The organism is Chloracidobacterium sp. (assembly GCA_025057975.1).
Taxonomy (GTDB): Bacteria; Acidobacteriota; Blastocatellia; order Chloracidobacteriales; family Chloracidobacteriaceae; genus Chloracidobacterium.
In genome coordinates this window covers 84,089-109,352 of the sequence record JANWUV010000001.1, presented here as the reverse complement: position 1 = coordinate 109,352, position 25,264 = coordinate 84,089, and the positions used below count along the sequence as shown (strand labels likewise).

Genomic DNA, 25,264 nt, shown 5'->3' with positions numbered 1-25,264 from the left:
AACCTCGCTGCGCGTTGGGCTGGTCGGGTTTCTTCCGGCGGCATAGTTGTGGCACAATGCTGCCATGGCCGCCCTGAAGGTTAACCCCATCAGCGGGAAAGATACGCGCGAAAAAATTGTTTTTCTACTAAAAACGCGCGCGCCCCTCAGCGTTGAAGAGTTGGCGACGGAGCTGGCTACGTCGGGCGTCAATGTCCGACGCTACCTTGACGCGCTTGAACGCGACGGGCTGATTGAGTCCACCGTCCAGCGGCGTGAGCGGGGCCGCCCTGTCCATCTCTACCGCCTGACTGAACGCGCCGACGAACTGTTCCCGCAGGCTTACGACGTACTGAGCGTTGAGATTCTCCAGCAAATTGAGCATCGGTTCGGCCGCGAAGTCGTCAACTCGATTTTGCAGGGCCGTGCCGACACCATTACAGCCAAGATCAAACCGCGTTTGCGCGGCAAGTCGCTCAAAAAGCGGGTTGAAGAGTTCGCGCGGGCGTTCGAGGAAATGGGCTACCTTGTCCGGGTCGAAAACGGGGCTCCGGATGAGTATGTAGTCGTGATGCACCATTGTCCGGTGCTCCTGATTGCACGCGACTTCCCAGAAATCTGCAACGGCGACTGCGTTATTGCGTCTGAATCGCTCGATGCGGAGGTGACGCGCCAGTGCGCCCTCTCGGAAGGAGCGTCCTGCTGCCGATTCATTATTCGGCAACGGCCAGCCGCTTCCGCCTAAGTTTGATCACTTCCGCGCAAGTCGCGCTCCCGCATGGCGCGAAACAGAGCCTCTTCGTGAGGGTCGCGGAATGTTCGCACGTAGGGCCGCCGACGCACGGCTTCAAAGATCGCTGCAATGTCACGGTCGGTCCGCCGACAGTTAGCTTTTTCCCGTGCTCGTCGCCGCCACGCTTCACCCCGAACAGCCCACGCCTGCGCGAAGGCTTCGCGGAAGCCGCGCTGAGTAACACCGTCGGCTAGCCACAGCAACGCCGTCATCAGCATGTGCGCCGTCCACCAGCGTCCGTCGTGGAGATGAATCCAGTGCATCAGCAAACGATTGCGCATCGCTGCGACCTCTACCGTGCGCGTCGCAAAGCGCGACTTAATGGTGGCGCTTGACTGATGAAACACCACGCTGCGCGGCTCGTAGCGTACTTCCCAGCCGCGCTTCCAAGCGCGGTAGCACAGTTCCACGTCTTCCCAGTAAAACGGCGCCAGCAGCTCATCAAAACCGCCAAGTTCACGAAGTTTGGCCGCATCGAAAAGGCTGTAGCCCCCGGCGGCGGTCAGCGTCGGCAAAACGGCGTCGGGCGGCGTCTGACTGGGCAGCACATCATACCCTTCAAAAACCTTCCAGTAGCCCCGAACGCAGCGTCCCAACCGGCCAGCGCCGTCAAGGGCGTCGTCATTGAGACGCTGCGCGCGGGACGTGACGGCAAATACTGTCGGTGTCGTAAAGTGCCTGGTCAGTGGAAGCAGCGCGTCCGGGGTTGCTTCAACATCGTTGTTGAGCAACCAAATCAAATCGTAGCGTGCCTCGGCGAAACCGATGTTGCAGGTCGGCGCAAAACCTCTGTTAACTGGCTGCCCTAGGACGCGCGTAAAGTCAAATGCCTGCGCTGCGAGCCAGTCCACTGTGCCGTCCCGGCTGCCGTCGTCCACAACGATGATTTCCACGGGTGCGCTGGCGGCGGCTGTGTAGGCGCGGAGCGCCGTGACAACCGACGGCAGAAAACGCGCCAGCAGTTCTTTACCTTCGTAGGTTGGAATGACGACGCTGACGGAAAACGGCGGCCGAGGCATCGCTGGCATCCTATCTCCGACCGGCGGCGTCTAGCCGACCGGAAAGTTGGGTCTGCATGCACATCACGTTTCTCGTCGTTGGCAAAACGAAGTCACCGCACTGGGAGGCGTTGGCGCGGGATTACGGCGAACGTATCCGCCGCTTTCTGCCCTGTACGACCAAAGTGGTGCGCGAAGCCGAAGCTTCCATCGCCGCCGATCCAGAGCAAGCGCGCGCCCGCGAAGCGAAGAACATTCTGGCGGCGCTGCCGGCCGGGGCCCTGGTTGTGTTGCTGGATGTTGCAGGCGAAGTCGTCTCATCGGAGGCGTTTGCCAAAAAACTCCAGCGGTGGCGCGAGACGGGCGTCCGCGACCTGTACTTCGTGATTGGCGGACACTGGGGCGTGACGGCGGAAGTGCAGGGGCGGGCGGCGTGGCGCTGGTCGCTGTCGCGGTTGACGTTCACCCATGAAATGGCGCGCGTATTGGCGGCTGAGCAGGTCTATCGCGCGCTGGCTCGCTTAGCCAACCTGCCCTACGCGAAGTGAAACAGTTTGACCTGTCCGGCAAACAGACGGTGCAACTGGTCTTCGGGTGACGCCGCGCCGTCGCCGACCACGATGACCGCCTTGCCTTCCCGAAAGGCGATCTGTCCCCGCGATCCGTCGTCGAGCAGGAAATGCAGTGTACCGTTACGAGTGTTGTGAACGATGTCTCGGAGCAGGTCGTCAAAGGTTCGTTGTTCTAGGGGGTTCGGGGCGCTTACGGTGTCGGCTTGGCGAGTCGCCGGGCGGTTGAGAAGCCAAGTGACCCGCTCGATGAGTTCATTGAGCAGAAAAGGCTTAGCAAGGTAGTCGTCGGCTCCGCGCGCAAGGCCGTCCAACCGCTGTTCGGTGTCGCCCAAGCCGCTGAGGAAGAGAAACGGTATGTGAGCCAGATGTGGATCGAGCCGAACAAGGTCGCACACTGACAATCCGGACAGACCAGGCAACTTGATGTCACAAATGATGAGGGCAAAAGGCTGCCCCTCTCTAACGCCAGCTTTGAGCTGCACCATAGCTTCAATGCCGTCGGACACCGCCACGGTCGTATGGCCTTCTGCTTTCAATGCGTCAACAATGACATCACTTAGGTCGGTTTCGTCTTCAACCAAGAGGATGTGTGCCATGGCCTATCCAACAGAAACCGCTTCAGTGCTGGGTTGGTGACGTTGGCGCAGTCTGAAACAGCACGGTGAACAACACAAGCGGCGGCGAATCCACTACGGGGCGGTATAGCGCGCGAAGACAGCCGAACAGAAGTGGTCACCATCGTGCGTGGCGTTGTTACGCTACGGCGTAAGGCAGGGCCGGAGACGGCTGAAAGGCGTATTCTTGGCCGCGCTGCGGGGACAGCGTCAGGCAGGATAAAACGACGCAAATTTATGCGCACTTTCAGCGCCTGCTTCGGTGGGCGTAGCGCCGTCACAACAGATTGGCAGGCGGCGCGTCTAACGTATACGCCGATGACTTACCTACCGTGACGCCCCTGATCACCCGAAAGCGGGTGATCTCCCAAGTTTCGTCTCAAGCAGTCGTGGAGCAGCGCTTCTGTGAAAAGCGCTTCAAGCTGAGCGGCTTACACGACTCAGACGAGTACCAACCATAGGGAAGAACATTGGACGTGACCTAAGATTTCCGTGCGTCAGAATGCGCCGGCATGGAATGTGGGATATAGGAGATTCATCGGCGGATCTCCATCGAGGCCGCTCATTCCGGCTCTGCGGCACGGGACGGGAAACGGGTCAACTCGGCGCAGAACTCCCCAAGTTCATTGCCGCCGCTGATCCGCACAGCGTACCGGTCGGTGTCGTCAGTGATCCAGAGCCGGATTTTGCGCTCATCCGACGGCTTGCCGGCGGCGTCCAGCGGGCGCAGCGCCAGCTTGACGGTTGGTACGGTGCGGCCGGCGATATCCAGCGTCTCGCGTCCAACTCGCTCAATCTCAACAGTGATCACTTGGCCGTTCCGGTCGTTGACGGCGAGCATCGTGACCGTCGCCGGTCCCGTAAAATCCAGATTGCGCGTCGCCCACAGCAATCCGGCCAAATCGTAGGCGTCGCCTTTGAGTTTGACGATACGCTCATCATTAATGCGCGCCAGACGCTTCGCCTGATCGAAAACCGTGACAGTGCGTTCAATGCGCGCGCCTTCTCGGATATCCGCCTCCGCCCGATAGGGCAGGCGCGTTGTTGGGTCAAGGTAGGTCACAAAGCGGTCGTCAAGGTCAAACAATGTCGCTTTGACAAAGCCAGTGGTCTCTGCCCGGACGACCAATCGTAAGCCTTCCCGCCCGTAAAACACGCCTTGTTCGGCGACCTCCGTTGAAAACCGCGCCACCGGCGCATCCCGCAGGCCAACGCTTGGCGCGCTGACCCGTACACTGTAGGTCAGCCGCTCGCCGACGATAAACCGATGGCGTGCCGGGGCAGCCTTGACGCCGCTGCCGTTGGTCGCCGTCTCCACCGGCGAGACGACAATACGCGGGCGTTGTTGCGCCGCGCCTGATTCGCTCGTCCACCACAATCCCCCCGGCCACGCCGCCAGCAGACAACCAGCAACGACTAGCCGCCGCCGGCTCCACTTTGTCGTTGAGTACTCCGTCATAAGCCACAACCGTTTGAGTCCAGTTTGTGAGATTTGAAACAACGGCATGATTCGGCTTTGACCGCGCCAATGCTCGGATGCGCGCGGTTCAACGGGACGTTGGTTAAGGTACAGCTAGGCTTCATGCCGGTTTGTATCCTCACATTCGCTCCGGCACAATGCCGACCTCGCCCCCCTAGGGATTTTGCGCCATGGGCCTTCATCTATGACTTGCTTTGCATACTGCAACCGGCGCGTCACTGGTTGGTTGCTTGGGTTAGGGCTGTTTTTCTACCTTGGCGGTAACGCCGCCGGACAGTGCATTCCGATTCGCAATATGGATGTGGCGCCGCGCCTGACCGAGACTATACAAGATGGTGGAGCGCCGCCAGTCGCCGACCAAACGTTGAGCAACGCCGCCGACCAACCGGATGAAAGGGTTCGTACCGGCGTCAACTTTGCCTCCGGGAAAGGCACGGTTTCTGAGGATGACTACCAGCCGCTGACTGGACGCGAACGGTGGATATACTATCTGCGGGCGACGTACTGGAGCCCGGCGGCTGTCTTCGGCGCGTTCGGCCCAGCCGTCGGAGCGCACCTCGGCGACTCGCCCCCGGAATGGGGCGGCGGCGTCAAAGGCTATGGACGGCGTTTTGCTTCGGAGTTCGCCAACAACGTTGTCACTAACAGCATCCAATCGGGACTGGCGGCGCTTCTCAAGCATGAACCGCGTTATGTCCGTAGCGCTAAAAAAGGCGTTCTCAAGCGGACAGCTCATGCGTTGGCGTTTGTGTTTGTCACGTACAACGACGAAGGCAAAATTCGCCCGGCGATTGCGAATATTGTCGCGGATTACGGCGGTGCTTTTGCTCAGATTGCGTGGTATCCCAGTCGTTACACCGTTCGCGGCGACGGCGTCCGGCTTGGCAACCTTGCTCTTAGCTTCAACTTTGTCACCAACCTCATCAACGAGTTTACGCCCGACATCAAGCGCGTCTTCAAACGCAAGTAGCTGGACGCCGCCGTGCGGCGACGCTGAGGCTGTGTTCCGCCTAGTCTTTGGGAACGATGTCGCACGGACAGTACTTTGAAGCTGACCGCGTATCCCCGGCGCAGTTGGATGTGCTGTGGGCGAATGGTTGGCGCCACTTTGGGACATATTTCTATCGCTACTGGATCAACGTGACGCGCGAGGGCGTACGCCATGTCCTACCGCTTCGGATCAGACTGGCCGATTTCTATCTCTCTGAAAGCCAACGTCGCGTCCGCCGCCGCAACCGTGATTTGCGTGTGGTCATCCGACCAACCATCCTTGATGAGGACACCCACCGGCTTTTTGAGCTTCACAAGCAACGCTTTACCGACAACGTGCCGGATTCGCTCTATACTTTTCTTTCCGAGCAACCGGCGTCCGTTCCGTGCCGGAACGAGGAGATTGCGGTGTACGACGGAGAACGGCTTGTTGCCAAAAGTTTTCTGGACATTGGCAAGCGAGCGACCTCCAGCGTCTACGGCGTGTTTGATCCCGAATACGCCAAGCGCAGCCTTGGCATTTTGACGATGCTGATTGAGATTGAGTACTCACGTGAACGCGGCGACGAGTTTTACTATCCGGGCTACGCCTACCACGAAGCCTCCCACTACGACTACAAAAAACGTTTCGCCGCCTTGGAGTGGTTTGACTGGCACGGCAATTGGCACGCCCTGCCGAACGGCCATCGCGGTTAGTACAACTTTTTTCGCTTGGGCGTCGCATTGACGCCCGCTTTAGCTTCAGACCAAACGGTTCGCAACGTGGGTGGTGCAAAGTCATCCCCACCCAGGGGCGTAACGCGCGGTGCGTGCTAAGGTGGCGGAGGCCGACCGCCAAGCGCACGCCACAGGTAGTCTCCCGGAAAACCAAAGCTGGATTCCCTAGAGACAGCGCACAAGGGAATACCCACGCTGAAAACGTCGTGCGCCATTGCCTCGTGGAGACCCCAGCCTCCGCGCCGCATGTGGACAATCGTCCACATCACGCGGCGAACCTGTGAACAACCAACCACAGATGGGCCATTCGGCGGTGTTAGGCAGGGCGCGTCGGTGTGGGGCAAGCTTTTGATTGGTAGGGATTTTGGTGTTTCTCCAGCGCCAAGCTCGAAATGGCACGCAAGCTGCCTGCCCTAACTTGGGCCGCCGATGACCGGCGGTGGCGACACCCCTTAGGGTAGCGAACTATCGGCATGACAACTTACCAAACAACCTTGCGCCGCGCCGTTTCGGTTCGCGGCGTCGGCCTGCACACCGGACAGGAAGTGGAACTGACGCTTTGCCCGGCCCCGCCGGATACCGGTTATGTATTTCGGCGGGTGGACTTAAACGGCTTTGAAGTCCCTGCCGCGCCCTGCCACGTTGCGCATGTTAGCTACGCGACGACGCTTATGCGGGCAGGCGTCATGGTCTCAACCGTGGAGCATGTTCTTTCGGCGCTGTACGGCTGCGGCATAGACAACGCTATCCTCGACCTGACCAATTGTGAGGTGCCGATTCTGGATGGGAGCGCGCGTCCATTCGTCACCGCCGTTATGGAAGCCGGGACGCTGACTTTGGATCGTCCCCGGCGGACGTTGCGCATCGAGCGGCGTATCGAAGTCGTTGAAGGCAACCGTCGCATCGCCGTTGAGCCGAGCGACGGTTTTTTCATTGAGAGCACGATTGAGTTCGCCCATCCCTGCATTGGACGGCAAACTTTCGCCGTCGCCATCACGCCCGAAAACTATCGCCGCGACATCGCCCCGGCCCGTACCTTTGGTTTTCTGGCTGAAGCCGAAGCGCTCCGCAATAGTGGCCTTGTCCGCGGCGCGACGCTAGAGAACGCCATTGTGCTGGACGACACAACCATCCTCAGCCCGGAGCCGCTGCGGTTCCCCAATGAGTTCGCGCGCCATAAAGCGCTTGACATCATCGGCGACCTCGCCCTTTTGGGAATGGCGTTTCAGGGGCGGATTATCGCCGAGCGTTCCGGTCACGGCTTGCACGCGGCGCTTATCAGGCGGCTGGTGCGAGAAGCCGCCGCTTGGACGGTCAACGGCGAGGTTGTCACCACCTCGGCGTCGGAGCCGGAAGCGACACCACGAGCCGCTGCGCTTGCCGCTCACGGATGATATCCAATGTCACCGACGTTTCACCGTCCCGGCTCATGCTCCGCAACAGGGCCGCCGACAAGTCTTCACTGGAATGGACAGGCTGTCCATCAACGGCTGTAATCACGTCGCCGGAGCGAAAACCGGCGACGGCGGCCGGACTATCGGGGACAACGTGAGTGACAAGCAAACCGCCCGCCGCTCCAAAGAAGGCGGCAAGTTGCGGCGTCATATCGGATGTGATCAACCCAATCGCCAGGTGTTCCGCCGGCGGCGGCTTCAGCGTCGGCGCTTCTTCCGGCGAACCAAGCGTGACGCGGCATGTCCGAGGCTTTCCGGCGCGTTCCACGACTAATTCCAGAACGTCACCGGCCGCATGACCGACCACGACCTCGTTCAACTCCCGGCGGGACTCCAAGGGACGGCCATCGGCCTTGAGGATAACATCCCCCGGCGTCAACCCAGCTTCCTCGGCCGGGCTACCCGGCACGACCGCTGTGACCACGACGCCATAGGCAGACTGCACACTCAATCGGGCGCGCTCGTCGGCTGGGAAAGTGGTGAGGGTTTTACCTTCAATCCCCAGCCAACCATGCGGAACGCTTTGCCCAGCCGCGATAATCCGTTGCGTGACCCGCCGGACATCCTCCATTGGCAGAACGCGCAGTCGCCGGTCTTTCGGTTGGACAATCGCCACGAGACGATTACGCTCGTCAACCGCCACGCCACAGTTGGCCTCTGCTGGCGGCGCAAGCAACAGCTCCGTCTCCCAGTCGGTCACAATCTCGTCCCAGACCAAGGGCGGCAATTCCTCAGGACGACTATGCAGGGTAGAGGCGGTCGTCGGCCGGAACATCGGCAGCATGATGCGAACTGTCGGCGGCTTGCCCGGCGTGCGCGTCTCCCGAACTGAGAACTTGGGTTTCGGCGGTGCAATAGACGCCACCGGCGGCGGTGCGACCGGCAGCCCCGGTACGTGAAGCACACACATTCCTGTTGCGCCGTCCCGACCAATAAACCGAGCGCGGAATGTCTGCCGATCATGGGTTTGCACTACGATGGTCGGGTTTTTATGACCCGGCGGGAGATTGGCCAGCTGCGTGAGAACGTGTCCTTCAGCGTCCACTACGACGCCGGTCGTGACGTTGGTGAGCACAATGTCGGTCGGAGCGCACGCGCCATCAAGCACCGCCGCCGTCGCAGCATCTTCCATCACTGCCGTGAGTTCACCCATAGTGACGTGGTGGGTTACCGTCACCAACCACTGTCCCACGCCAGTCGGATCGGCTTTGCGCGCTGGCGGGTTACTCCGCAGCCGTTCCACAACTTGGGACTGTCCGACAGCGAAGAACAGCACGCTGCCGACCAGACAACCGGCAGCTAACGCGCACGCGCGATATGACATAGCGGACAGGTCACCTAAAACACGGAATCGTCGGACGCTTCACCGTTGGAAGAGGCGGCGCGGCGCTCAACGACGGGCTGCACGCCGTAGATAACCTTGGGCAAGCGGACAATGCGCTCACCTGACCGTCCGCGCCACAAAACCACCATGCCGGCGGTCTCGGCCGGCGGCGATGGATGAAATGACGCCGAAGCAGCGCGACCCAAGCGCGTTGCCGCTGGCAAGGCGCGTGGGGGGAGCACCGGGCGCGCTGTCGGCGTAGTCGCACCAAGTTGGGCGCGAAGGGTTGTCGCCAAGGTTTGGTCAGGGAGGGTGGGCTTGGTCAGCGCTTCAGTGATCGTTGGTGCCGGCGTCTGGAGCGCCAATGGCATAGAGGAGCGTACGGCCAAGGCGCTCGCGACAACGACAGCCGCCGCAATGGACGCCAACACCGGCGTTGGTATCCAAGCCAGCCATGGGTCTTGGAAGCGGTGCGCCTCGCGGCTTAGACGAAGCCGAATCTCAGCGTCAAAGGTCGCCGGCGGCGCCACCCGTGGTTGATCCGCAAGCAACGCCCGCAGACCTTGCATCTGAGAGGCAAAGGTTCGGCAGTCTATGCACTGTGTCAAATGGTCAGCGGCGTTCGGCGGCAAGGCGTCCGTGTCATATTCAACAGCTTCCAGTTGACGACGGATGATGTGGCAGTTCGCCATAATGGTCTCTCCTACGGACAGCGCAACGCTACAGGTAGGCGCGCAGCTTGTCGCGTAACAACCCACGAGCGCGATTGATGCGCGATTTCACCGTTCCCTCGGAAATCTTCAGGACACCGGCGATTTCCTCGTAGCTCAGGCCTTCCACGTCACGCAGCACCAACGCCGCACGGTACTTTTCCGGCAGCGTTTGAATCGCGCGCGCCACGGCGGCCCGCCGCTCACGTTCAATCAGATCGGCGTCTTGGAGCGGGCGCTCGTCGGGTATATCTAGCGGTGACTCTTCCTCGTCGTCTTGTTGACACGACCACGGCGTAAACAGCGATACAAGTTTGCGCCGGCGGCGCTGCCGTAGTTCGCTGATCGCCAGATTGGTCGCAATCCGGTAAATGTAGGTGGAAAAATGAAACGTCGCTCGGTAGCGCGCTGCATTGGCATAAACGCGCAAGAACGTCTCCTGCGCCAACTCTACGGCGCGGTCGTAGTCGTCGAGCATCCGAAAGAGAAAGTTCGTAATTGGGTTGCGGTAGCGCCGTACGAGTTCCTGAAACGCCTGCTCGTCTCCGGCCTGAACCGCTGCGATCAGTTCGTGGTCGCCGGCGGCGTCAACCGTCACGACCCGCCGCACCTCGGTGTGAAGAGGATAGGTTAGGGCGCTGCTTATCGGATGGGACATTCGGCGTTTATTCCTCAACTCACAATCTCAACGCACAAAGTCGCCCGCCTAGTAAGGCAACGTGCGATGGCGCAGTTTGACAAAGGTTCACGTGCAACTATGTTGAAAGTTCCAAAAATCCAGCCATTTTCGCCGCCCATGACCGGCAGTTTGTCTATGGCATACCGTGTTCACGGGGCAAACACAAGTGCTACAGTGCGTGCGCTACTCCCTGGCGACCATGCAAACCACTTGAGATGAGGAGACACCATGTTTGGCTTGCTCGACCGGCCGCGCCTACGCCCCCTTCAACTTTTCGTTGACAGGGAGGCAGGGCTGATGCTGCTCCACGACCCGCAGGGGTTCATTGAAGGCTGCGCGTTGGATCTCCATCTGGCACCGCTGCTGCTTGCCTGTGATGGGCGAGCGACGCTCGCAGAACTGCCGGACATCTTGGCGCAGCGCTTCGGCGGGCGGTGGTCCGCCCGTGACATTCGCACCATTATCGAAAAACTTGATGAATGGTTGCTGTTGGACAGCCCACGCTTTGCCGCCTTCGCCGCCGAACATCTGGCGGCGTTTCGGGCAGCGACCGTGCGTCCGGCGGTTCATGCCGGTGCGAGCTACCCATCTGAGCCGAGCGCCCTCCGTGAACGGTTGGAAACCATTCTGGCGCATGCGCCCGCTGCGCCGGCGGGACATCCGCCGATTGAGCGGTTGGTTGGTGTGGTAGCGCCGCACATTGACTTGCGAGTGGGGGAACGCGCCTACGCTCCGGCGTATCGCCTCATTCAGCAATTGGCGGAAACCGTTCCTTCCGACGAACCGATCAATTTTGTCGTCCTTGGCACGTCCCATTATGGGGGCGAGGGGCTGTTCATCGCGTCGCGGAAGGACTACGACACGCCACTAGGGCTGCTCCCCTGCGACCGTGACTTCCTCGACCGGCTGGAAGCGCGGCTCGGCTTTTCCATCAGCGCCGACGACACGGCGCACCGGCGGGAACACTCGATTGAGTTTCAGGCCGTGTTCCTGCGGCATCTTTTTGACGCGCCCTCTGGCAGCGCGCGGCCGGTGCGGATGACGCCAATTCTGTGTACGTCGTTCCATGGACTCTACGCCACGGATCAAGCCGAACGTGAGCAGGCGCGCGCCGACTATGAAATGTTTATTCAAGCCCTGTGCACAACGCTAACAGAGACGCCCTATCGGACGGTGCTGCTGGTCGGCGGCGACTTGGCGCACGTCGGCCCAAAGTTCGGCGACGACTTTGACGCACGAACCCAAGCCCAAACGTTGGAACGCGCCGACGCCGAGTTACTTGAGCACGTCGCCGCCGGGGACAGTCAGGCCGTTCTTGACCACATTGCGCGCGACGGCGACGCGCGGCGCGTTTGCGGTTTTCCGCCGCTGATGGCGTACCTCGATGCGCTGGCGGCGTTCGGGCCGACCGAGGGACGGGTACTTTACTACGAACAGTGGCAGGAACGGCCAACTCGTTCGGCGGTGACCTACGGCGCGGCGGCTGCTTGGCGCAAGGAAGCCGGGGAAGCGTAGACAGTGGGAAAGTGGTGGGCGGTACAGGACTCGAACCTGTGACCCCTCGCGTGTGAAGCGAGTGCTCTACCAACTGAGACTAACCGCCCATTTGCCTCGCCAAAGGAGCAACGGTGAGCAGAGAAGCTAGCAAACCGGCGCGCTAAACGTCAATCACAGCCGTCGCTGTGACCTACAGGGTGCATTTCGATGGAAACACGCACGCTACGTTGCATCTTGACCGGTTTGGGCAACATCGGTCGCACATTCCTAGAGATTCTTCCAGCGCGCACGGCGCTGCTGCGTAAACGCTACGGTGTGGCGCTTGAGTTTGTCGCTGTCGCCGATTCCTCCGGCTGTATCGCCTCCGAACACGGGCTGGACACAGCCGCCATCGTCGCCTGCAAGCGCGCACGGCGCGGCGTGACGGCGCTGGCCGGCGGCAACATTCAGTCCATGGAGATGGCGGCAGCGGTTCGGGAACTTGTAGCCGATCTCCTCCTTGAAGCCACGCCGACGGACATTCACACCGGACAGCCGGGCCTCGATCTGGTCCGTACGGCGCTGCAACGGGGGCTGCACGTTGTGATGGCCAGCAAGGGAGCCCTGGTAGTCGCCTTCGATGAACTGGCCCGACTGAGCGACTGGTCCGGCGATCCGCAGCGGCCGCGGCTGCGTTTCAGCGGTGCAGTCGCCGGCGCGCTTCCAAGCGTTAACATCGGGTGGCGTGACCTAGCCGGCGGGGAGATTCGCTCCATCGAAGCCGTTCTCAATGGCACCACACAGGTCATGCTGACACTGATGGGCGAAGGGAAAACCTACGCCGAGGCGCTGGCGGAAGCGCAGCGTATTGGAATCGCCGAGCCGGACCCAACGCTGGACGTTGAAGGCTGGGACGCCGCTAACAAGCTGCTCATTCTGGCTAACGCTGTCCTGCGCCAACCGACCCGCCTGACCGACATCGCCGTAGAGGGCATCACTCGCGTCACCCCCGACGACATCCGGCAGGCGCGGCGCAACGGCGGCGGCTTGATTCTGCTGGCCAAGGCGGAACGCGGCCCGGATGGCCGCTACGCCCTAAGCGTCCGTCCGACGGCCGTTCCAGCCGACCATCCGCTGGCGCGACTTGGCATGCAGGAAGCCGGCATTGTCTATCAGAGCGACATCTTCGGGCGGACAACCGCGTTCAGCATGGAGGACGGCCCAGTGGGGACGGCCGCTGCCATGTTACGCGACGTTTTATCCATTGCGCGCGACATCGCCCCGTAAACACCGCCGTGTGCGGAAAGTCCACTTCACAGTTACGGTGTCGGGGTGGCGTTTGCTGCGGCTAAAACTTCGCTGAGCCGCTCTCGAATGGCGGCGATGTACGGCGTCAGCGGCGTGTCGCCTTCCAGCGGCGGGACGATGGCGAGTAGAACCTCCTCGACTCGTTGCAGCCGTGGGCTGGTTCGGCGCGGGCGCAAAAACGGGAGCGCCTGCGTCGCCGCCAGTAACTCAATCGCCAAAATGTCAGCGACGTTTTCGGCGACGGTGCGGAGCTTGAGCGCCGCCGTCATCCCCATGGAGACAAAATCTTCCTTGGCCGCACCCGTCGGCAAGGATCCGACCGAGGCGGGGTGCGCCAGTCCCATATTTTCATTACACAGCGCCGCCGCCGTCACTTGCGCCATCATCAGCCCCGACTGCGTACCCGGCTGACGCGCCAGAAACGCCGGCAACCCCGACAAATCAGGGTTGAGCAGGCGCTCAATGCGGCGCTCGGCGATGCCACCTAACGTTGCGGCAGCTATGGCGCAGGCGTCCAGCGCCAACGCAACGGGCGCACCGTGAAAGTTGCCGCCGGAAAGCACGTCGCCGGTGTCCGTAAAGACGAGGGGGTTGTCGGTGGCGCTGTTGAACTCGGTTTCAAGCGTCCGCCGTGCAAATTCAAGGACATCGCGCACCGCGCCGTGAACCTGCGGCATACACCGCAGACTGTAGGCGTCCTGTACGCGCGGGCAATCCCGGTGCGAGGCTAGAATCTCGCTGCCGGCGAGCAAGTCGCGCAAATGAGCAGCGACGGCGATCTGTCCGCTGTGAGGCCGCGCGGCGTGGATGCGTGCGTCGAAGGCCGCGGCCGTACCATGTAGCGCGTCAAGCGACAGCGCCCCAGCGACATCGGCTAGTTCGGCTAGTTCGAGCAACCGCGCCAGCGCCAGCCCGCCGACAGCGCACATCGCCTGCGTTCCATTGAGCAGCGCTAGCCCTTCCTTGGCTTCAAGCGTCAGCGGCTCCAAACCGGCCCGCGCCAGTGCCACGTGTCCGGGAAGCCGCTCGCCGCGAAAGAAGGCTTCGCCTTCCCCGATAAGTACAAGAGCCAGATGGGCCAACGGGGCCAGATCGCCGCTGGCCCCGACCGATCCTTTCTCTGGGATGACTGGGTGCACGCCTGCGTTGAGCAAGCCGACCAGCCGCTCCACAACGACTGGACGCACCCCGGAAAATCCACGCGCCAAAACATTCGCCCGCAGCAGCATCATCGCACGCGTTTCGGCTTCAGAAAGCGGACGACCAACGCCGCAAGCATGTGAACGCACCAAGTTGACCTGAAGCTCGGCCAACGCCGTCGGCGGGATGGTGACGGAAGAAAGCTTGCCGAAGCCCGTATTGACGCCGTATACGATGCGCCCCTGCGCCACAATGGACGCAACAACCGCGCGGGCTTCGGCCATGCGGGCAAGCGCCTCCGGCGCAATCTCCACCTGTACTGAGGTACGGCGCGCTACGTCCACGACGTTTTGCAGGGTTAAGTTCTGTCCACTGAGTTGCATGGGGGGCTGCTCCGTTTGGAAAGCCTGAAAACCGGCACCGCCGGTTCATCACGGCGGTCGTCAAATTGACGACCGCGTAGGCGACCAGTTACCGTCGCCGTGGCCGACGACCTTGGTCGTCGGCGACACCATACCGTTTTTTAGCGTAACCGTGGTGAATCTACTTGATTTTGACATTGACCGCCTGCATGCGGCGTTGCGGGCGCGCGACTGTTCGGCGACCGAAGTCTGTCGGGCGGCGCTGGCGGCCATTGAACAGCGCAACCCCGACCTCAACGCGCTATTGTCCACGCTGCCCGACCGGGCGCTGGAACAGGCGGCGATGACCGATGCGCGAATCGCCGCCGGCGAGCCGCTGCGGCCGTTGGAGGGTGTGCCCATCGTCGTCAAGGACAACCAGTGTCTGGCCGGAACGCGGACGACCTGCGCCTCCCGAATGCTGGCGAACTATACGGCGACCTACACGGCGACGGCCGTGGCGCGACTGGAAGCCGCCGGTGCGGTCATTGTCGGCAAGGCGAATCTGGATGAGTTCGCCATGGGGTCGTCAAATGAAAACTCGGCGTTCGGCCCCGTACGGCATCCGCTCGACCCAACCCGCGTACCTGGTGGCTCGAGCGGCGGCAGCGCGGCGGCGGTAGCGGCCGGGCTATGTCTGGCGGCCACCGGCAGCGACACCGGCGGCTCGATTCGGCAGCCGGCCGCCTTTTGCGGAATTGTCGGCGTCAAGCCGACTTACGGCCGCGTATCGCGTTACGGATTGGTCGCGTTTGGTTCGTCACTTGACCAAATCGGCCCGATGACGCGCACCGTCCGCGATGCGGCGCGCATGCTCGGCGTCATGGCCGGCTACGACGAACACGACGCCACCAGTTCGCTGCATCCGGTCCCGGACTACCTAGCAGAGCTTTCTGACGACGGCGACGCCGACCTGCGTGGTTGGCGCATCGGGGTAGCGCAGGAAGCCTTCGGTGCCGGACTGGACGCTGAAGTGGAAGCCGCCGTTCGGACGGCGCTCAAAGCCTATGAGCGGCTTGGCGCGAGGCTCGTTGAAGTGTCGCTGCCACACCTCGACTATGCCATCGCTGACTACTACATCATCGCTATGGCCGAGGCCAGCGCTAACCTGGCGCGCTTTGACGGTGTGCGGTACGGCTACCGCGCGCCGGATGTGACGACGGTTCACGATCTGTACGCCCTAAGCCGCGAGCAGGGCTTCGGCCCCGAAGTCAAGCGGCGCATCTTGCTAGGCACATATGCCCTGTCGTCGGGCTACTACGACGCCTATTACCTGAAAGCGCAGAAGGTGCGGACGCTTTTGCGGCGTGATTTCGACCGCGCATTTGAACAATGCGAGGTCATCGTGACGCCCACCACGCCGACGCCTGCTTTCAAACTGGGTGAGAAGACGGGCGACCCCCTGCAGATGTATCTGTCGGACATCTACACCGTAACGCTCAACCTGGCCGGCGTACCCGGTATGAGTTTGCCCTGCGGAAAGAGCGTCGAAGGGCTACCGATCGGCCTCCAGATCATCGCTCCTGCCTTTGAGGAAAGCCGGATGTTCCGGGCGGGTCGAATGTTGGAGCGCGTGTTAGCGCTGTAGTCGCTTCCCGACAGGGAACGTCGTCGCCTTGAGTTGTAAAGATCTTTGAAAGATGACGATGGCGTTCTGCCGGTAGCGATGCCTAAGCCGCCGTTCCGTAGAAATGGAGTGGCTTCCGGCTCCATGACGCTGTAGAGCAATCTCTGAGGGACAGGCTTTCGACAAGGCGGTGGTGGACGCAGCCGCCGTCCGGCTGCTGTTTTTGACTCGACTTGGCGTGAAAAAAATGTCTCTGCGGAGCAAGTCAGAAAGTTCCGTCCGGCGACAAAGCAGCGTGCTGCTGCTGAGTGGCTTGCTAGCCGTAACGGCAAACGCGCAGTCGCCGCTCAGCGTCGCCACTGGCGTAGCGGGTGGTACAGTAGCAAGTGGTACAGCGGTCGGCTCTCCGCAACCGGCGAAGGAAGAAACGCCGGAGGAACGCGGGGCTGCTCTTGAAGCGGCGCGGATCATCTTGGCGCAGGGGTTGACCGAGCGAAACGCCGACCGACGGCGCGAAGTTGTCATAGCGTTGAGCTTGACCCGCGTTGAGAACGATCCCTTCCCGCTGCTGGAAACCGCTATCGCTGATAAGGACATGCACGTTCAGGTTGCCGCCTGCGCTACGCTCGCTGGCTTGCGCGACCCGCGCGCCGTGCCATTGCTCAGAAAGGCCCTGAACAGTGAGACGCCGGAAGTCGCCTTCGCTGCTGCCAAAGCGCTCTATGCGCACGGGAATGCGGACGGAAAACAGGCCCTCCTCGACATCGTGGCCGGCGAGCGGCGAGCCAAATCAGGGTATTTTTCAAGTCAGCGCCGCGCGTTGTTTCGTTCGATGAAAACGCCCGGCGGCTTTTTCCGGCTGGCTTTTCGGTATGGGATCGGGTTTATGCCCGTGCCGGGCCTTGGCATGGGACTTTCCTCGTTGGCAGGGCTGCTGGCGGACGCTAACCTCTCAGGCCGTGCGCAGGCCATCGCCGTTCTACCGCCTGTCAAGGACGCCGAAACCGTCGCCATGCTGCGCGAGGCGTTGACAGATGAAGATTGGACGGTTCGCGCCGCCGCCGTTCATGCGCTGGCGATGAGTGAACAGACAGTGGCGCGACGTGACCTTGTGCCGCTCTTTCAAGACCCCAAAGACGCCGTGCGGTATCGAGCGGCGGCGGCCTACCTACGCTTGGTGACGGCGGTGCGCGCCCGTTCTTCATCTGGGAAACTGAATCCGGCGCGACAGCCCACCAACCGCGCCCGCTCACGGAGCTAAACCTAGGATTGAGAAACCCCTCGTGAAGCATGGCGTCCCGCCTGTGGGGCGAGTATGATGGGCGTAAACACTAGACACGGTGCCCATAACATCTCAAACCCGATGCCTGACGTTTGCTCGGAAAACTAGTTGCGCATCTTGGCGTTGAGGACGCCGTGTGCTGTCTGACGGCGTTGCCAGCTTTGACCTATGGCTTCAAAAATTCGAGACTGCCTCAATGTCGCTGAGTTCACGCCAGTGGATTTCTCTACGCCTGGGTGGGAGCGTGACCTGCTCCAGCGGGCATTGCTGACGTATGAGTTCGGCGATGTTCTTCAGCGTCTGAGCGAACGGTTGATCATACCGACACCCGCCGGTCATCGGGCGTCATTGCTGGTTGGGCCGCCGGGTAGCGGCAAATCGTTTCTGTTACGGTTGGTGCATGCGCTGGCGCAGTTTGCAGGCAAACCGCTTGGTCAGGTTTCACAGCGGTTGCAGGAGATTCATGCCCAGCTTGGGTCACGGCGTTGGCATATCGTCAGTTTTTACAGTGGGCAAGTCAGCCGGTCGGACACTACGCTTGCCCCGCTGGACTACTTGGCGCGCTTCCTGAGCTACATGCTGACGACTTCCACGCCGCCGCCGGATGGTGTGACGCCGATGGTGGACGACCTGCTTACTGCCTGTCGGTCGTTGCCGCCGACTGATGGGGTGGTCATCGTGATTGACGGTCTTGACGACCTGCTCTATGAGCGAACGCCTCGGACGGCAGGCGTTGTGGTGGGGACGCTTGAACTCCTGAGCCGTGTCTCACAGCAAGCGCCGTTGTGCGTCTATGTGTCGGCGACGGACACTCTACTCGACAGCGCCCGCGGACGGCGGCTGTCGGCGGAACAGGTAAGCGCGTTGCTTGGCAGGTATGTCATTGAATACCTCGGTGAAAACGCCATTCCAGCGCTTATTGGCGCGCACTTGCTGACCAAAAACGCCCGGCAGCGGCACGCCGTCACCCAAGTGCGGGAACAACTACAACACAAGTTGCCTAAGCTTCAGCTGGATGAACAGCGGCTCATCAACCTGTACCCGCTCCATCCGATGGCATGGGACATTGGTGTTCGGCTGCGGCGCTACCTGAGTGGTTTTTCCTTTCCAGCCTTCGCATTGAAGGCGGCGGAGCGGATTCGGAACCGGCCGGCGGAAAGCCTCTTCACTGTGGACGAAATGTTTGACGTGCTTGAGCCGATGCTGCGGAGTACGCCGTCGCTAGCCCATGCCTTTGAGAACTACGATCAAGCGGTGGAGGCGGTTATTCCACGCATCAGCCAAGGGCAGCGTTTGCATACGCGCATGCTGCTCAAGGCGATTCTCATGCACTCGCTGGCCGGCATTCCAGCGACGGTGGCCGACCTGACCAACGGTATCTTGTTTTATGACCTGTATGGCCAGAAGCCGACCTACAAGTTGTCGGCGGCCTTGCTTCAGCAAATCAAGGCGCTGGCGAAGAACGTCATCGTCACTGGCGACGACCCTGAAAATCGTGAATACCGCTTTCCACTCCACCCCGGCGAAGCTCTCGACAGCCTTGTGACGGCTCATGCCAGGGCGCTGTCGGACAATGATCCGCGCATCAACCTTGCCCTGCTGGCCTCTGGAAGCCTCCTGTTTGAAGACTTTCCAGTCGGTTTTGCCCAACAGGGCGATAAGTTGTGGAGTCTTCAGTGCGCCAGCCTCTGGCATGTTATCCGCCAAGATGCGCTGGGGATTATCTGGGAGCCGGCTCAGTCCCATCGGAGCAACGATTACCAGATGCGCGTCCACTTTCCACGCCGCGCCGGTCAAGCCGATTTCGATCTGGAGGCTTTGCGAGCTGATGACTTAGGCGTCCACTGGCTGCCGGGCGCGCTCGACACCGATGATGTCTGGGCGCTCAAGCGTTTGGTGTGTTTGTCCGACCCAACGATTCTGGGCGGCGGGCTGCCGACGGATGAAGTCGCAAGGCGTATTGTTGACGAAGCCCTGCAAGCCGGCGCAGCGCTGTTTCGCCGGAAGTATCTTTCAGAGGGGCGGTTTGTCTTTCGAAACGGCACGGTTAGTGATGTTCCGCTGCCCAGCCGGCCAGCGCCGTGGCAGATGTGGGAGTGGTTGTTGCCGCTCACCTCGCCGGTCTCACCGGAAGGCATGCCTGAGGCGCTCTCGCTGGATGCGGCGCTCTGGATTGGGCATCTGGTGGCGCCAGACCGCCAGCGCGTTGAGATGTGCATTCCCGAAGACGTTGACCGTGCGCTCTCGGAACTTGGCGCGTACTACCAAGCGTGGCGGCAGCGTGATCTGTCCAAAGCCTTGGAAACGCTGTCGAAAGCCCCACAGGAAGAGACGGAAATCTGGGAAGCGATTCAGGTTGTTCGACGGTTCGACCGCGTTGCGGCGCACATTCGGCACGCCTTGATGCGGCGCTCCATCACTGAAGAAATGGAGGAAATCAGCTTCCTGTTCGACAGTGATTTCGATGCGCTGTGGCGCGACCGCGCCATCCTTGAAGCCGTTTACAGCTACAGTCAGGCCCAGGCCAGTTGTGAAGCTAAGCTGCGTTACCTCAATGAGAGCTTCCCCACCAACAACCCTACGGCCGAGCGCATTCGCGCCACCTTCAAGCTGCGGGGCGCGCCACCTTGGCAGCTGTTTTATCCAAACAACCGCAAGCAGGTGGACCTCACCTTTGGAGCGTTTCAGCCCGTTTACGCGGAGTTTTACTGCCTGCTACACGCTGGCGCGACCCAGGCCAATGTCATTGAGCCGCTCTGCACCCGGCTGGTTTCAAGCTCGGAGTGGCAGAACCTAGAAATGCTCACGCAGCTCAGCATCAGCCGCCAAGACTTCCTCGTGGACGCCATCAACGAAATCTCCAACCTGTACCAGATGGTATGCAACGAACCGGTTGAAGAAATTCTGCTGACCCAGCCCAAATGTCGCTGCGGTTTTGCGCCGGAAGAAGCCAGCCGGTTGAGGCAGGCGGAGGAACGAGCGCTCAAGTTGGTGCGGCGTGGTCTAGAGATTCACCGTGAGATTCTGCGCAGTCAACGCGAGGAGATTCGGGAGCGGCTCAAACGTCGGCGACAGCAGGTGTCGCAGGAAACCATTCGCAAAATCGCCGCCTTGGTTGGGAATGACGAAATGCCGCTTCTCGATGATGACACCATCCGCGTTTTGAATGAGATTCTAACGGAATAATGCGCCGTTATAATGCGCTGTTGGCGTCACTCCTTGCATTGAGGCCGAACCTCACCGAAGCGCAGTAGCTATGGTTAAACTGGAGCCTACGTATCTCGGCAAACTTAACATGATCCTTGGCTCACGGTATATCACGCAAACAGATGACGATCGGGTGGAGTATCGCTACATTGCCTCGTGTGGTGAAAGTTATCTGTTTGAAGTCGTCGGCGACGACGTGTATATCGTAGCCCAAGGCGGGGACTTCGACGAATTTGAGGCGTACGCCCGTTATTTGGCCGAAGAGGTGTATCCTGCACGCCGCGCCGTCCTCAACGGCGGCGCTCAACCAGAAGCGTCAGCCGCGCCGCCGGTCGAAGTAGACACGCCGGCGGAGTGGGTGAGACGGCAAGAAAGCGAAGAACGGTATGAAGCTCATCACGGCGATCATCCGGCCGGAACGGCTGGCTGAGGTCAAAAATGCGCTTTTTCGCGTCGGCGTGACGGGTCTTTCCGTCAGCGGTGTGCGCGGACACGGCGGTGAGCCGGAGATTATTGAGTACGTCCGCGGCCAACGGATTGTGGTTGAGTTTACCGAGAAGGTGGAAGTGCGCATGGCGGTTTCTGAGCCGTTTGTGGAACCGGCTATCACCGCCATCCTGACGGCAGCCAGGACGGGCGCAGTCGGGGATGGGAAGATTTTCGTCCAGCCGCTGGAGCGTGTCATTCGCATCCGCACCGGTGAGGAAAATGAAGCTGCTTTGACGCCGCTGACGGCCGATGAGGTACAGGCACGCGCATTGCAAGAAGCATCGGCGACAACCCCCACCGACGTTGGTAACAAGCCCGTATGAACGACACTGGTGTTTCGTCCGGCGATACTGCTTGGCTTCTGGTCTCCGCCGCCTTGGTTTTCCTGATGACGCCGGGACTGGCGTTTTTTTACGGCGGATTGGTCAGCCGGCGGCATGTGCTCAACACCCTAATGATGACCTTTGGCGCGCTCTGCGTGGCGACGCTGATGTGGGTTTTAATCGGCTACTCGCTGGCGTTCTCGCCCGGCGGAGCAATCCTCGGCGGCACGGCCTGGGCCGGCTTTCAGGGCGTCGGCGGCGCACCCCAGACGGACTACGCCGGAACGGTACCGCATTTGGCTTTTGCGGCGTTTCAGGGGATGTTCGCCGCCATCACGCCGGCGCTTATTGCTGGTGCCGTCGTCGGGCGCATGGACTTTCGGGCCTACCTGCTGTTTGTGGCGGTATGGTGTATCGGCGTCTATGCCCCAGTTGCCCACTGGGTCTGGGGCCTTGGCGGGTGGATTCGGTCAGCCGGGGCGCTTGACTTCGCTGGCGGTACGGTCGTGCACATCACAGCTGGCGCGGCGGCCTTGGTCGCCGCCGCACTAGTTGGGGCGCGCACTGATGTCAAGCGGGCACCGCTGCGCCCGCACAATGTACCGTTCGTGCTTTTGGGTGCCGGGCTGCTGTGGTTCGGATGGTTTGGGTTCAATGCCGGTTCGGCGTTGACGGCGGGTGGTCTAGCCGGTCTTGCTCTTGTCACCACCCACGCTGGCGCGGCGGCGGCGGTTTTAGTGTGGTTGGGGATTGAGACATTTCGCACTGGCAAGGCCACTGCCGTAGGCGCGGCAACGGCGGTGGTGGTGGGGTTGGTTGGTGTGACGCCGGCGGCCGGTTTTGTCTCACCGCTAGCCGCTATGGCGATTGGCGGACTAACCGCAGCCGCGTGCTATGCTGCGATTCAGTGGCGCAGCCGCTTGAGCTTGGATGACACACTAGATGTCTTCGCCTGTCACGGCGTCGGCGGTATGTGCGGCGCACTGCTGACCGGCGTGTTCGCCCAACAGTCGCTCAATGAAGCGGGCGCAAACGGCTTGCTTGCCGGCAATCCAAAACTCTTGCTCACGCAGGCAATGGCCGTCGCAGCGACGTTGGCTTACACGCTCGTGATGACGTTCGTTCTGCTAAAGCTTGTGGGGTTGGTGATCCCGCTGCGGCTTTCTCCAACCCAAGAGCGCGAAGGTATTGACCGACACGCGCATGGCGAAGCCGCTTACCACGAGACCACCGGCGATGATCTCTTTGACCCGGCAGTGATGTGACCGCCAAATGGTGGCTCGTCTGTCGTTGGTGCAGCTAGGGGCGTTCTCGGAGGGTTCCTAGAGTTGTGGGCTTTCAGTCACCCGTCGGCCGTCATGCTGAGCGGGTAAGAAACGGCGGCTCCGGGTGCGGCGTTTGAAGGAGGTCCGGCGATGACGGCCAAACCACGGTATCTCCGACCGGCCATGCTTGGTTTGGCGCTGATGTGCGCCCTTGGCGCGGGCGTCCTGGTGGGACGGCACGGGCGGACGGTTTCTCAAGCTGCGCCTGCACCAACCGCTGATGCGCTAAGCTTGGCTTTCAGTCGGGTGGCGCAGATGGCTCGCCCAGCAGTCGTCAACATTCGTGCGGCGGGTCCGAGCTTGGCGCGCGGCCTGGGCGGCGCAACCGGTTCTGGGTTTATCATTGACCGCGAGGGGCATATTGTCACCAATCTGCATGTCGTCCAGAACGCCGCCCGACTAACGGTTCGGTTAGCGGACGGCAGGCAACTTCCAGCGCGGTTTGTCGCCGGCGACCCTGAAACCGATCTGGCGGTGCTCAAGCTCATTGGACGCGCCGATATTCAGCCGCTTACCTTCGGCGACTCCGACGCCCTACGGGTTGGGGAATGGGTAGTGGCGATTGGGAGTCCGTTCGGATTGGATCAAACCGTGACGACTGGCATCATTAGCGCCAAGGATCGCGTGACCGACCGGCGCAACACGCTGCAGCAGTTTCTGCAAACCGACGCCGCCATCAACTTTGGGAATTCCGGCGGCCCGCTGCTCAACTTGGCTGGTGAGGTCATCGGCGTCAATACGCAAATCGCCTCACGGGACGGTGGCTACAGCGGCATCGGATTCGCTTTGCCTTCGTCCACCGTCCGCGACGTGACCCGGCAACTTATCGAACGCGGCCAGGTCTCGCGCAGTCTGCTGGGCGTCTACATTGATCGCGTGACGCCACAGTATGCACGGGTTTATGGTCTGCCGGATGACCAAGGCGCGCTCATTCAGCACGTTGAGGAAGGCGGGGCAGCTTATACCGCTGGCTTGCGCAGCGGCGATGTCGTGGTCGAATACGCCGGTCGGCGGATCGGCAGTGATCGCGACCTGATCCGCGAGCTGGCGGCGACGCCCGGCGACACTACTGTTGAAGTGCGCTACTTCCGCAACGGGAAACCAGCTGTCGTGACCCTGCGCACCGAAGAACGCCTCTCGCCGCCAGTGCGGACAACACGCCCGCGCTTTGAGCGGCGCGGCGGCCCGTCTAGCGACGCACCGCCCGACGAACCGGAAACCATGCTCCGCCGACTGGGTTTGAATGTCGCCGACGCTTCGCCGCTGAAGCTGATGCAGTTCGGCGTAAAGGACCTCTACAGCGGGCAAGCCGGGGCGCTCATTACAGAAGTCAGCCCGGTCAGCCTTGCGGCCGAGAGCGGTTTGCAAGAGGGCATGCTCATCACAGCTGTCAACCGCCGTCCTGTCCGTACAGCGGAGGATTTTCTCACGGCGTTGGCGGATTTGCGTCCCGGCGACGACTTGGTGCTAGCCGTAAGCCGTCCGTTAGGACGCACGCCGCAAGGCGAACGTCGCGCCGTCACCAACTTCTTTTCGTTCACGTTGCCGTGACCCGATACGGCCATGCGTCCAACCAGGCAAGGAGACGTTCTGGGTAATCTGTCATGATCCCGTCTACGCCACACGCGAGAACTCGCTCAAAGTCGCTTGCTTCGTTGACCGTCCAAGTATTGACTTGCAACCCGCGCCGATGGGCGGCGGCGACCTTCGCTGCTGTCACCAGCGTGTGATGAGGATGGATGGCTTTGAGTTGCAGCAGGCGAGTGATGGGTAGGCGGCGCAAGTACCAAGGCGACTCTGGCCGGTAAAGGTAGGCCAGCGCAATGCGGGAGTCGGCTTGCTGAAGCCGCCACAGCACAAGTGGGTTAAACGAGGAAATCAAACAGCGCTCGCGTAGGCCGAAGCGGGCGACAAGCTGCACCACCGCCGCTTCTTCGCCATGGCTGTGGAAGCCGTCGTTTTTGATTTCGACGTTGACGAGTCTATCCGCCGGAAGCTGTGCGAATACTTCCTCCAGCGTCGGGATAGGTTCGCCGCTGAACTGCGAACTGTGCCATCCGCCAAAGTCAAACGTACGCAAAGCCTTGAGCGAAAGCTGACCAACGTAGCCTGCGCCGTTGGAGGTGCGATGAATAGTAGCGTCGTGGATGACCACCAACTCGCCCGACGCGCAACACCGCACATCCAGTTCGACGCCGTCGGCTCCGACAGCGAAAGCGTGCCTAAAGGCCGCGTGGGTGTTTTCCGGCGCCGTTCCTGCCGCGCCTCGGTGTCCGAAGATTAGGGGACGCGGCATACAGAAGCGACCGGCGCAAAAAGGTGAAAACCTGTTGCCAGCGGGGACCGACGGGTGTATAACTTGGTTAGTTCACATGCCCTGTGACGGCAGGGCTTGGGCGCTTAAGCGACCTAGGTAATTTCGTTTCCCTCCACGAG

Annotated in this window: 22 protein-coding genes and 1 tRNA gene; 14 read left to right on the top strand and 9 right to left on the bottom strand. The window is 61.3% G+C overall.

Going from position 1 to position 25,264, the window contains the following annotated elements:
- Positions 1–64: 64 nt before the first annotated feature.
- Entirely contained in the window at positions 65–724 is a 660-nt protein-coding gene (locus NZ585_00470; protein ID MCS7078511.1) for an HTH domain-containing protein, read from the top strand.
- Here NZ585_00470 and NZ585_00465 read toward each other — a convergent pair.
- A complete protein-coding gene (locus tag NZ585_00465; protein ID MCS7078510.1) occupies positions 721–1,800 on the bottom strand; it encodes a glycosyltransferase family 2 protein in 1,080 nt (359 codons plus the stop codon). The genes NZ585_00470 and NZ585_00465 overlap by 4 nt on opposite strands.
- Before the next feature lie 47 nt (positions 1,801–1,847).
- On the opposite strand from NZ585_00465, the gene NZ585_00460 reads away from it, so the two are divergent.
- Positions 1,848–2,318, top strand: coding sequence for a 23S rRNA (pseudouridine(1915)-N(3))-methyltransferase RlmH (locus tag NZ585_00460; protein MCS7078509.1), 471 nt, complete (start codon positions 1,848–1,850; stop codon positions 2,316–2,318).
- Here the strand turns inward: NZ585_00460 and NZ585_00455 are convergent.
- Complete coding sequence (locus tag NZ585_00455; GenBank protein MCS7078508.1) at positions 2,306–2,938, bottom strand: response regulator; 633 nt, start codon at positions 2,936–2,938, stop codon at positions 2,306–2,308. The genes NZ585_00460 and NZ585_00455 overlap by 13 nt on opposite strands.
- Before the next feature lie 580 nt (positions 2,939–3,518).
- Positions 3,519–4,415: a DUF3108 domain-containing protein gene (locus NZ585_00450; GenBank protein MCS7078507.1), complete on the bottom strand. Its 897-nt coding sequence runs from the start codon at positions 4,413–4,415 to the stop codon at positions 3,519–3,521.
- Positions 4,416–4,620: 205 nt separating this feature from the next.
- Between NZ585_00450 and NZ585_00445 the strand changes: the two genes are divergently transcribed.
- The 3 genes from NZ585_00445 (at position 4,621) to lpxC (ending at position 7,537) form a co-directional block, all read left to right on the top strand.
- Positions 4,621–5,406 carry a hypothetical protein gene (locus NZ585_00445; protein MCS7078506.1) on the top strand — a complete coding sequence of 262 codons (786 nt, stop codon included), beginning with the start codon at positions 4,621–4,623 and terminating at the stop codon, positions 5,404–5,406.
- 56 nt (positions 5,407–5,462) lie between these two features.
- Positions 5,463–6,122 carry a GNAT family N-acetyltransferase gene (locus tag NZ585_00440; GenBank protein ID MCS7078505.1) on the top strand — a complete coding sequence of 220 codons (660 nt, stop codon included), beginning with the start codon at positions 5,463–5,465 and terminating at the stop codon, positions 6,120–6,122.
- A 494-nt stretch (positions 6,123–6,616) separates the two neighbouring features.
- Entirely contained in the window at positions 6,617–7,537 is a 921-nt protein-coding gene (gene lpxC / locus NZ585_00435) for a UDP-3-O-acyl-N-acetylglucosamine deacetylase (protein ID MCS7078504.1), read from the top strand.
- Here the strand turns inward: lpxC and NZ585_00430 are convergent.
- From NZ585_00430 to NZ585_00420, 3 genes are read right to left on the bottom strand one after another with little or no spacing between them, the layout of a single operon-like run.
- Positions 7,473–8,921 (bottom strand): PDZ domain-containing protein, encoded by a 1,449-nt coding sequence (locus NZ585_00430; protein ID MCS7078503.1) that lies wholly within the window; start codon positions 8,919–8,921, stop codon positions 7,473–7,475. The two genes, lpxC and NZ585_00430, sit on opposite strands and share 65 nt — an antisense overlap.
- A 14-nt stretch (positions 8,922–8,935) precedes the next feature.
- Positions 8,936–9,613 carry a hypothetical protein gene (locus NZ585_00425; GenBank protein ID MCS7078502.1) on the bottom strand — a complete coding sequence of 226 codons (678 nt, stop codon included), beginning with the start codon at positions 9,611–9,613 and terminating at the stop codon, positions 8,936–8,938.
- A gap of 28 nt (positions 9,614–9,641) precedes the next feature.
- Positions 9,642–10,289: a sigma-70 family RNA polymerase sigma factor gene (locus NZ585_00420; protein ID MCS7078501.1), complete on the bottom strand. Its 648-nt coding sequence runs from the start codon at positions 10,287–10,289 to the stop codon at positions 9,642–9,644.
- A gap of 249 nt (positions 10,290–10,538) precedes the next feature.
- On the opposite strand from NZ585_00420, the gene amrB reads away from it, so the two are divergent.
- The gene (gene amrB / locus NZ585_00415; GenBank protein ID MCS7078500.1) at positions 10,539–11,825 is read left to right on the top strand and encodes an AmmeMemoRadiSam system protein B; all 1,287 of its coding nucleotides are present in this window, start codon (positions 10,539–10,541) and stop codon (positions 11,823–11,825) included.
- Between the two features lie 12 nt (positions 11,826–11,837).
- Here the strand turns inward: amrB and NZ585_00410 are convergent.
- Positions 11,838–11,914: transfer RNA gene (locus NZ585_00410), tRNA-Val, on the bottom strand.
- A gap of 100 nt (positions 11,915–12,014) precedes the next feature.
- Here NZ585_00410 and NZ585_00405 point away from each other — a divergent pair.
- Positions 12,015–13,073: a homoserine dehydrogenase gene (locus tag NZ585_00405; protein ID MCS7078499.1), complete on the top strand. Its 1,059-nt coding sequence runs from the start codon at positions 12,015–12,017 to the stop codon at positions 13,071–13,073.
- Between the two features lie 32 nt (positions 13,074–13,105).
- Here NZ585_00405 and hutH read toward each other — a convergent pair whose 3' ends face one another.
- Positions 13,106–14,617 carry a histidine ammonia-lyase gene (gene hutH, locus NZ585_00400; protein MCS7078498.1) on the bottom strand — a complete coding sequence of 504 codons (1,512 nt, stop codon included), beginning with the start codon at positions 14,615–14,617 and terminating at the stop codon, positions 13,106–13,108.
- A gap of 154 nt (positions 14,618–14,771) precedes the next feature.
- Here hutH and gatA point away from each other — a divergent pair, with 154 nt between their 5' ends.
- From gatA to NZ585_00365, 7 genes are all read left to right on the top strand, one after another.
- Positions 14,772–16,223 carry an Asp-tRNA(Asn)/Glu-tRNA(Gln) amidotransferase subunit GatA gene (gatA, locus tag NZ585_00395; GenBank protein ID MCS7078497.1) on the top strand — a complete coding sequence of 484 codons (1,452 nt, stop codon included), beginning with the start codon at positions 14,772–14,774 and terminating at the stop codon, positions 16,221–16,223.
- A gap of 226 nt (positions 16,224–16,449) precedes the next feature.
- A complete protein-coding gene (locus NZ585_00390) occupies positions 16,450–17,463 on the top strand; it encodes a HEAT repeat domain-containing protein (protein MCS7078496.1) in 1,014 nt (337 codons plus the stop codon).
- 189 nt (positions 17,464–17,652) lie between these two features.
- Positions 17,653–20,670, top strand: coding sequence for an ATP-binding protein (locus NZ585_00385; protein MCS7078495.1), 3,018 nt, complete (start codon positions 17,653–17,655; stop codon positions 20,668–20,670).
- A gap of 70 nt (positions 20,671–20,740) precedes the next feature.
- The gene (locus tag NZ585_00380) at positions 20,741–21,121 is read left to right on the top strand and encodes a hypothetical protein (GenBank protein MCS7078494.1); all 381 of its coding nucleotides are present in this window, start codon (positions 20,741–20,743) and stop codon (positions 21,119–21,121) included.
- A complete protein-coding gene (locus tag NZ585_00375; GenBank protein MCS7078493.1) occupies positions 21,078–21,503 on the top strand; it encodes a P-II family nitrogen regulator in 426 nt (141 codons plus the stop codon). The genes NZ585_00380 and NZ585_00375 overlap by 44 nt, the downstream gene beginning before the upstream one ends.
- Positions 21,500–22,768 (top strand): ammonium transporter, encoded by a 1,269-nt coding sequence (locus tag NZ585_00370; GenBank protein MCS7078492.1) that lies wholly within the window; start codon positions 21,500–21,502, stop codon positions 22,766–22,768. The genes NZ585_00375 and NZ585_00370 overlap by 4 nt, the downstream gene beginning before the upstream one ends.
- Before the next feature lie 150 nt (positions 22,769–22,918).
- Complete coding sequence (locus NZ585_00365) at positions 22,919–24,379, top strand: trypsin-like peptidase domain-containing protein (protein MCS7078491.1); 1,461 nt, start codon at positions 22,919–22,921, stop codon at positions 24,377–24,379.
- Here NZ585_00365 and NZ585_00360 read toward each other — a convergent pair.
- On the bottom strand, positions 24,366–25,124 hold the full coding sequence (locus NZ585_00360; GenBank protein ID MCS7078490.1) for a glycerophosphodiester phosphodiesterase: 759 nt from the start codon (positions 25,122–25,124) through the stop codon (positions 24,366–24,368). The two genes, NZ585_00365 and NZ585_00360, sit on opposite strands and share 14 nt — an antisense overlap.
- Positions 25,125–25,264: the final 140 nt, after the last annotated feature.

Excerpts from the sequence above, each read along its gene's own strand:
- NZ585_00360 (MCS7078490.1), bottom strand. The coding sequence starts at position 25,124 with ATGCCGCGTCCCCTAATCTTCGGACACCGAGGCGCGGCAGGAACGGCG.
- amrB (MCS7078500.1), top strand. The coding sequence starts at position 10,539 with ATGTTTGGCTTGCTCGACCGGCCGCGCCTACGCCCCCTTCAACTTTTC.
- hutH (MCS7078498.1), bottom strand. The coding sequence starts at position 14,617 with ATGCAACTCAGTGGACAGAACTTAACCCTGCAAAACGTCGTGGACGTA.
- NZ585_00430 (MCS7078503.1), bottom strand. The coding sequence starts at position 8,921 with ATGTCATATCGCGCGTGCGCGTTAGCTGCCGGTTGTCTGGTCGGCAGC.
- NZ585_00465 (MCS7078510.1), bottom strand. The coding sequence starts at position 1,800 with ATGCCAGCGATGCCTCGGCCGCCGTTTTCCGTCAGCGTCGTCATTCCA.
- NZ585_00445 (MCS7078506.1), top strand. The coding sequence starts at position 4,621 with ATGACTTGCTTTGCATACTGCAACCGGCGCGTCACTGGTTGGTTGCTT.
- NZ585_00405 (MCS7078499.1), top strand. The coding sequence starts at position 12,015 with ATGGAAACACGCACGCTACGTTGCATCTTGACCGGTTTGGGCAACATC.
- NZ585_00365 (MCS7078491.1), top strand. The coding sequence starts at position 22,919 with ATGACGGCCAAACCACGGTATCTCCGACCGGCCATGCTTGGTTTGGCG.
- NZ585_00470 (MCS7078511.1), top strand. The coding sequence starts at position 65 with ATGGCCGCCCTGAAGGTTAACCCCATCAGCGGGAAAGATACGCGCGAA.
- NZ585_00390 (MCS7078496.1), top strand. The coding sequence starts at position 16,450 with ATGTCTCTGCGGAGCAAGTCAGAAAGTTCCGTCCGGCGACAAAGCAGC.
- NZ585_00375 (MCS7078493.1), top strand. The coding sequence starts at position 21,078 with ATGAAGCTCATCACGGCGATCATCCGGCCGGAACGGCTGGCTGAGGTC.
- NZ585_00420 (MCS7078501.1), bottom strand. The coding sequence starts at position 10,289 with ATGTCCCATCCGATAAGCAGCGCCCTAACCTATCCTCTTCACACCGAG.
- NZ585_00460 (MCS7078509.1), top strand. The coding sequence starts at position 1,848 with ATGCACATCACGTTTCTCGTCGTTGGCAAAACGAAGTCACCGCACTGG.
- NZ585_00455 (MCS7078508.1), bottom strand. The coding sequence starts at position 2,938 with ATGGCACACATCCTCTTGGTTGAAGACGAAACCGACCTAAGTGATGTC.
- NZ585_00425 (MCS7078502.1), bottom strand. The coding sequence starts at position 9,613 with ATGGCGAACTGCCACATCATCCGTCGTCAACTGGAAGCTGTTGAATAT.
- lpxC (MCS7078504.1), top strand. The coding sequence starts at position 6,617 with ATGACAACTTACCAAACAACCTTGCGCCGCGCCGTTTCGGTTCGCGGC.
- NZ585_00380 (MCS7078494.1), top strand. The coding sequence starts at position 20,741 with ATGGTTAAACTGGAGCCTACGTATCTCGGCAAACTTAACATGATCCTT.
- NZ585_00440 (MCS7078505.1), top strand. The coding sequence starts at position 5,463 with ATGTCGCACGGACAGTACTTTGAAGCTGACCGCGTATCCCCGGCGCAG.
- NZ585_00370 (MCS7078492.1), top strand. The coding sequence starts at position 21,500 with ATGAACGACACTGGTGTTTCGTCCGGCGATACTGCTTGGCTTCTGGTC.
- NZ585_00385 (MCS7078495.1), top strand. The coding sequence starts at position 17,653 with ATGGCTTCAAAAATTCGAGACTGCCTCAATGTCGCTGAGTTCACGCCA.
- NZ585_00450 (MCS7078507.1), bottom strand. The coding sequence starts at position 4,415 with ATGACGGAGTACTCAACGACAAAGTGGAGCCGGCGGCGGCTAGTCGTT.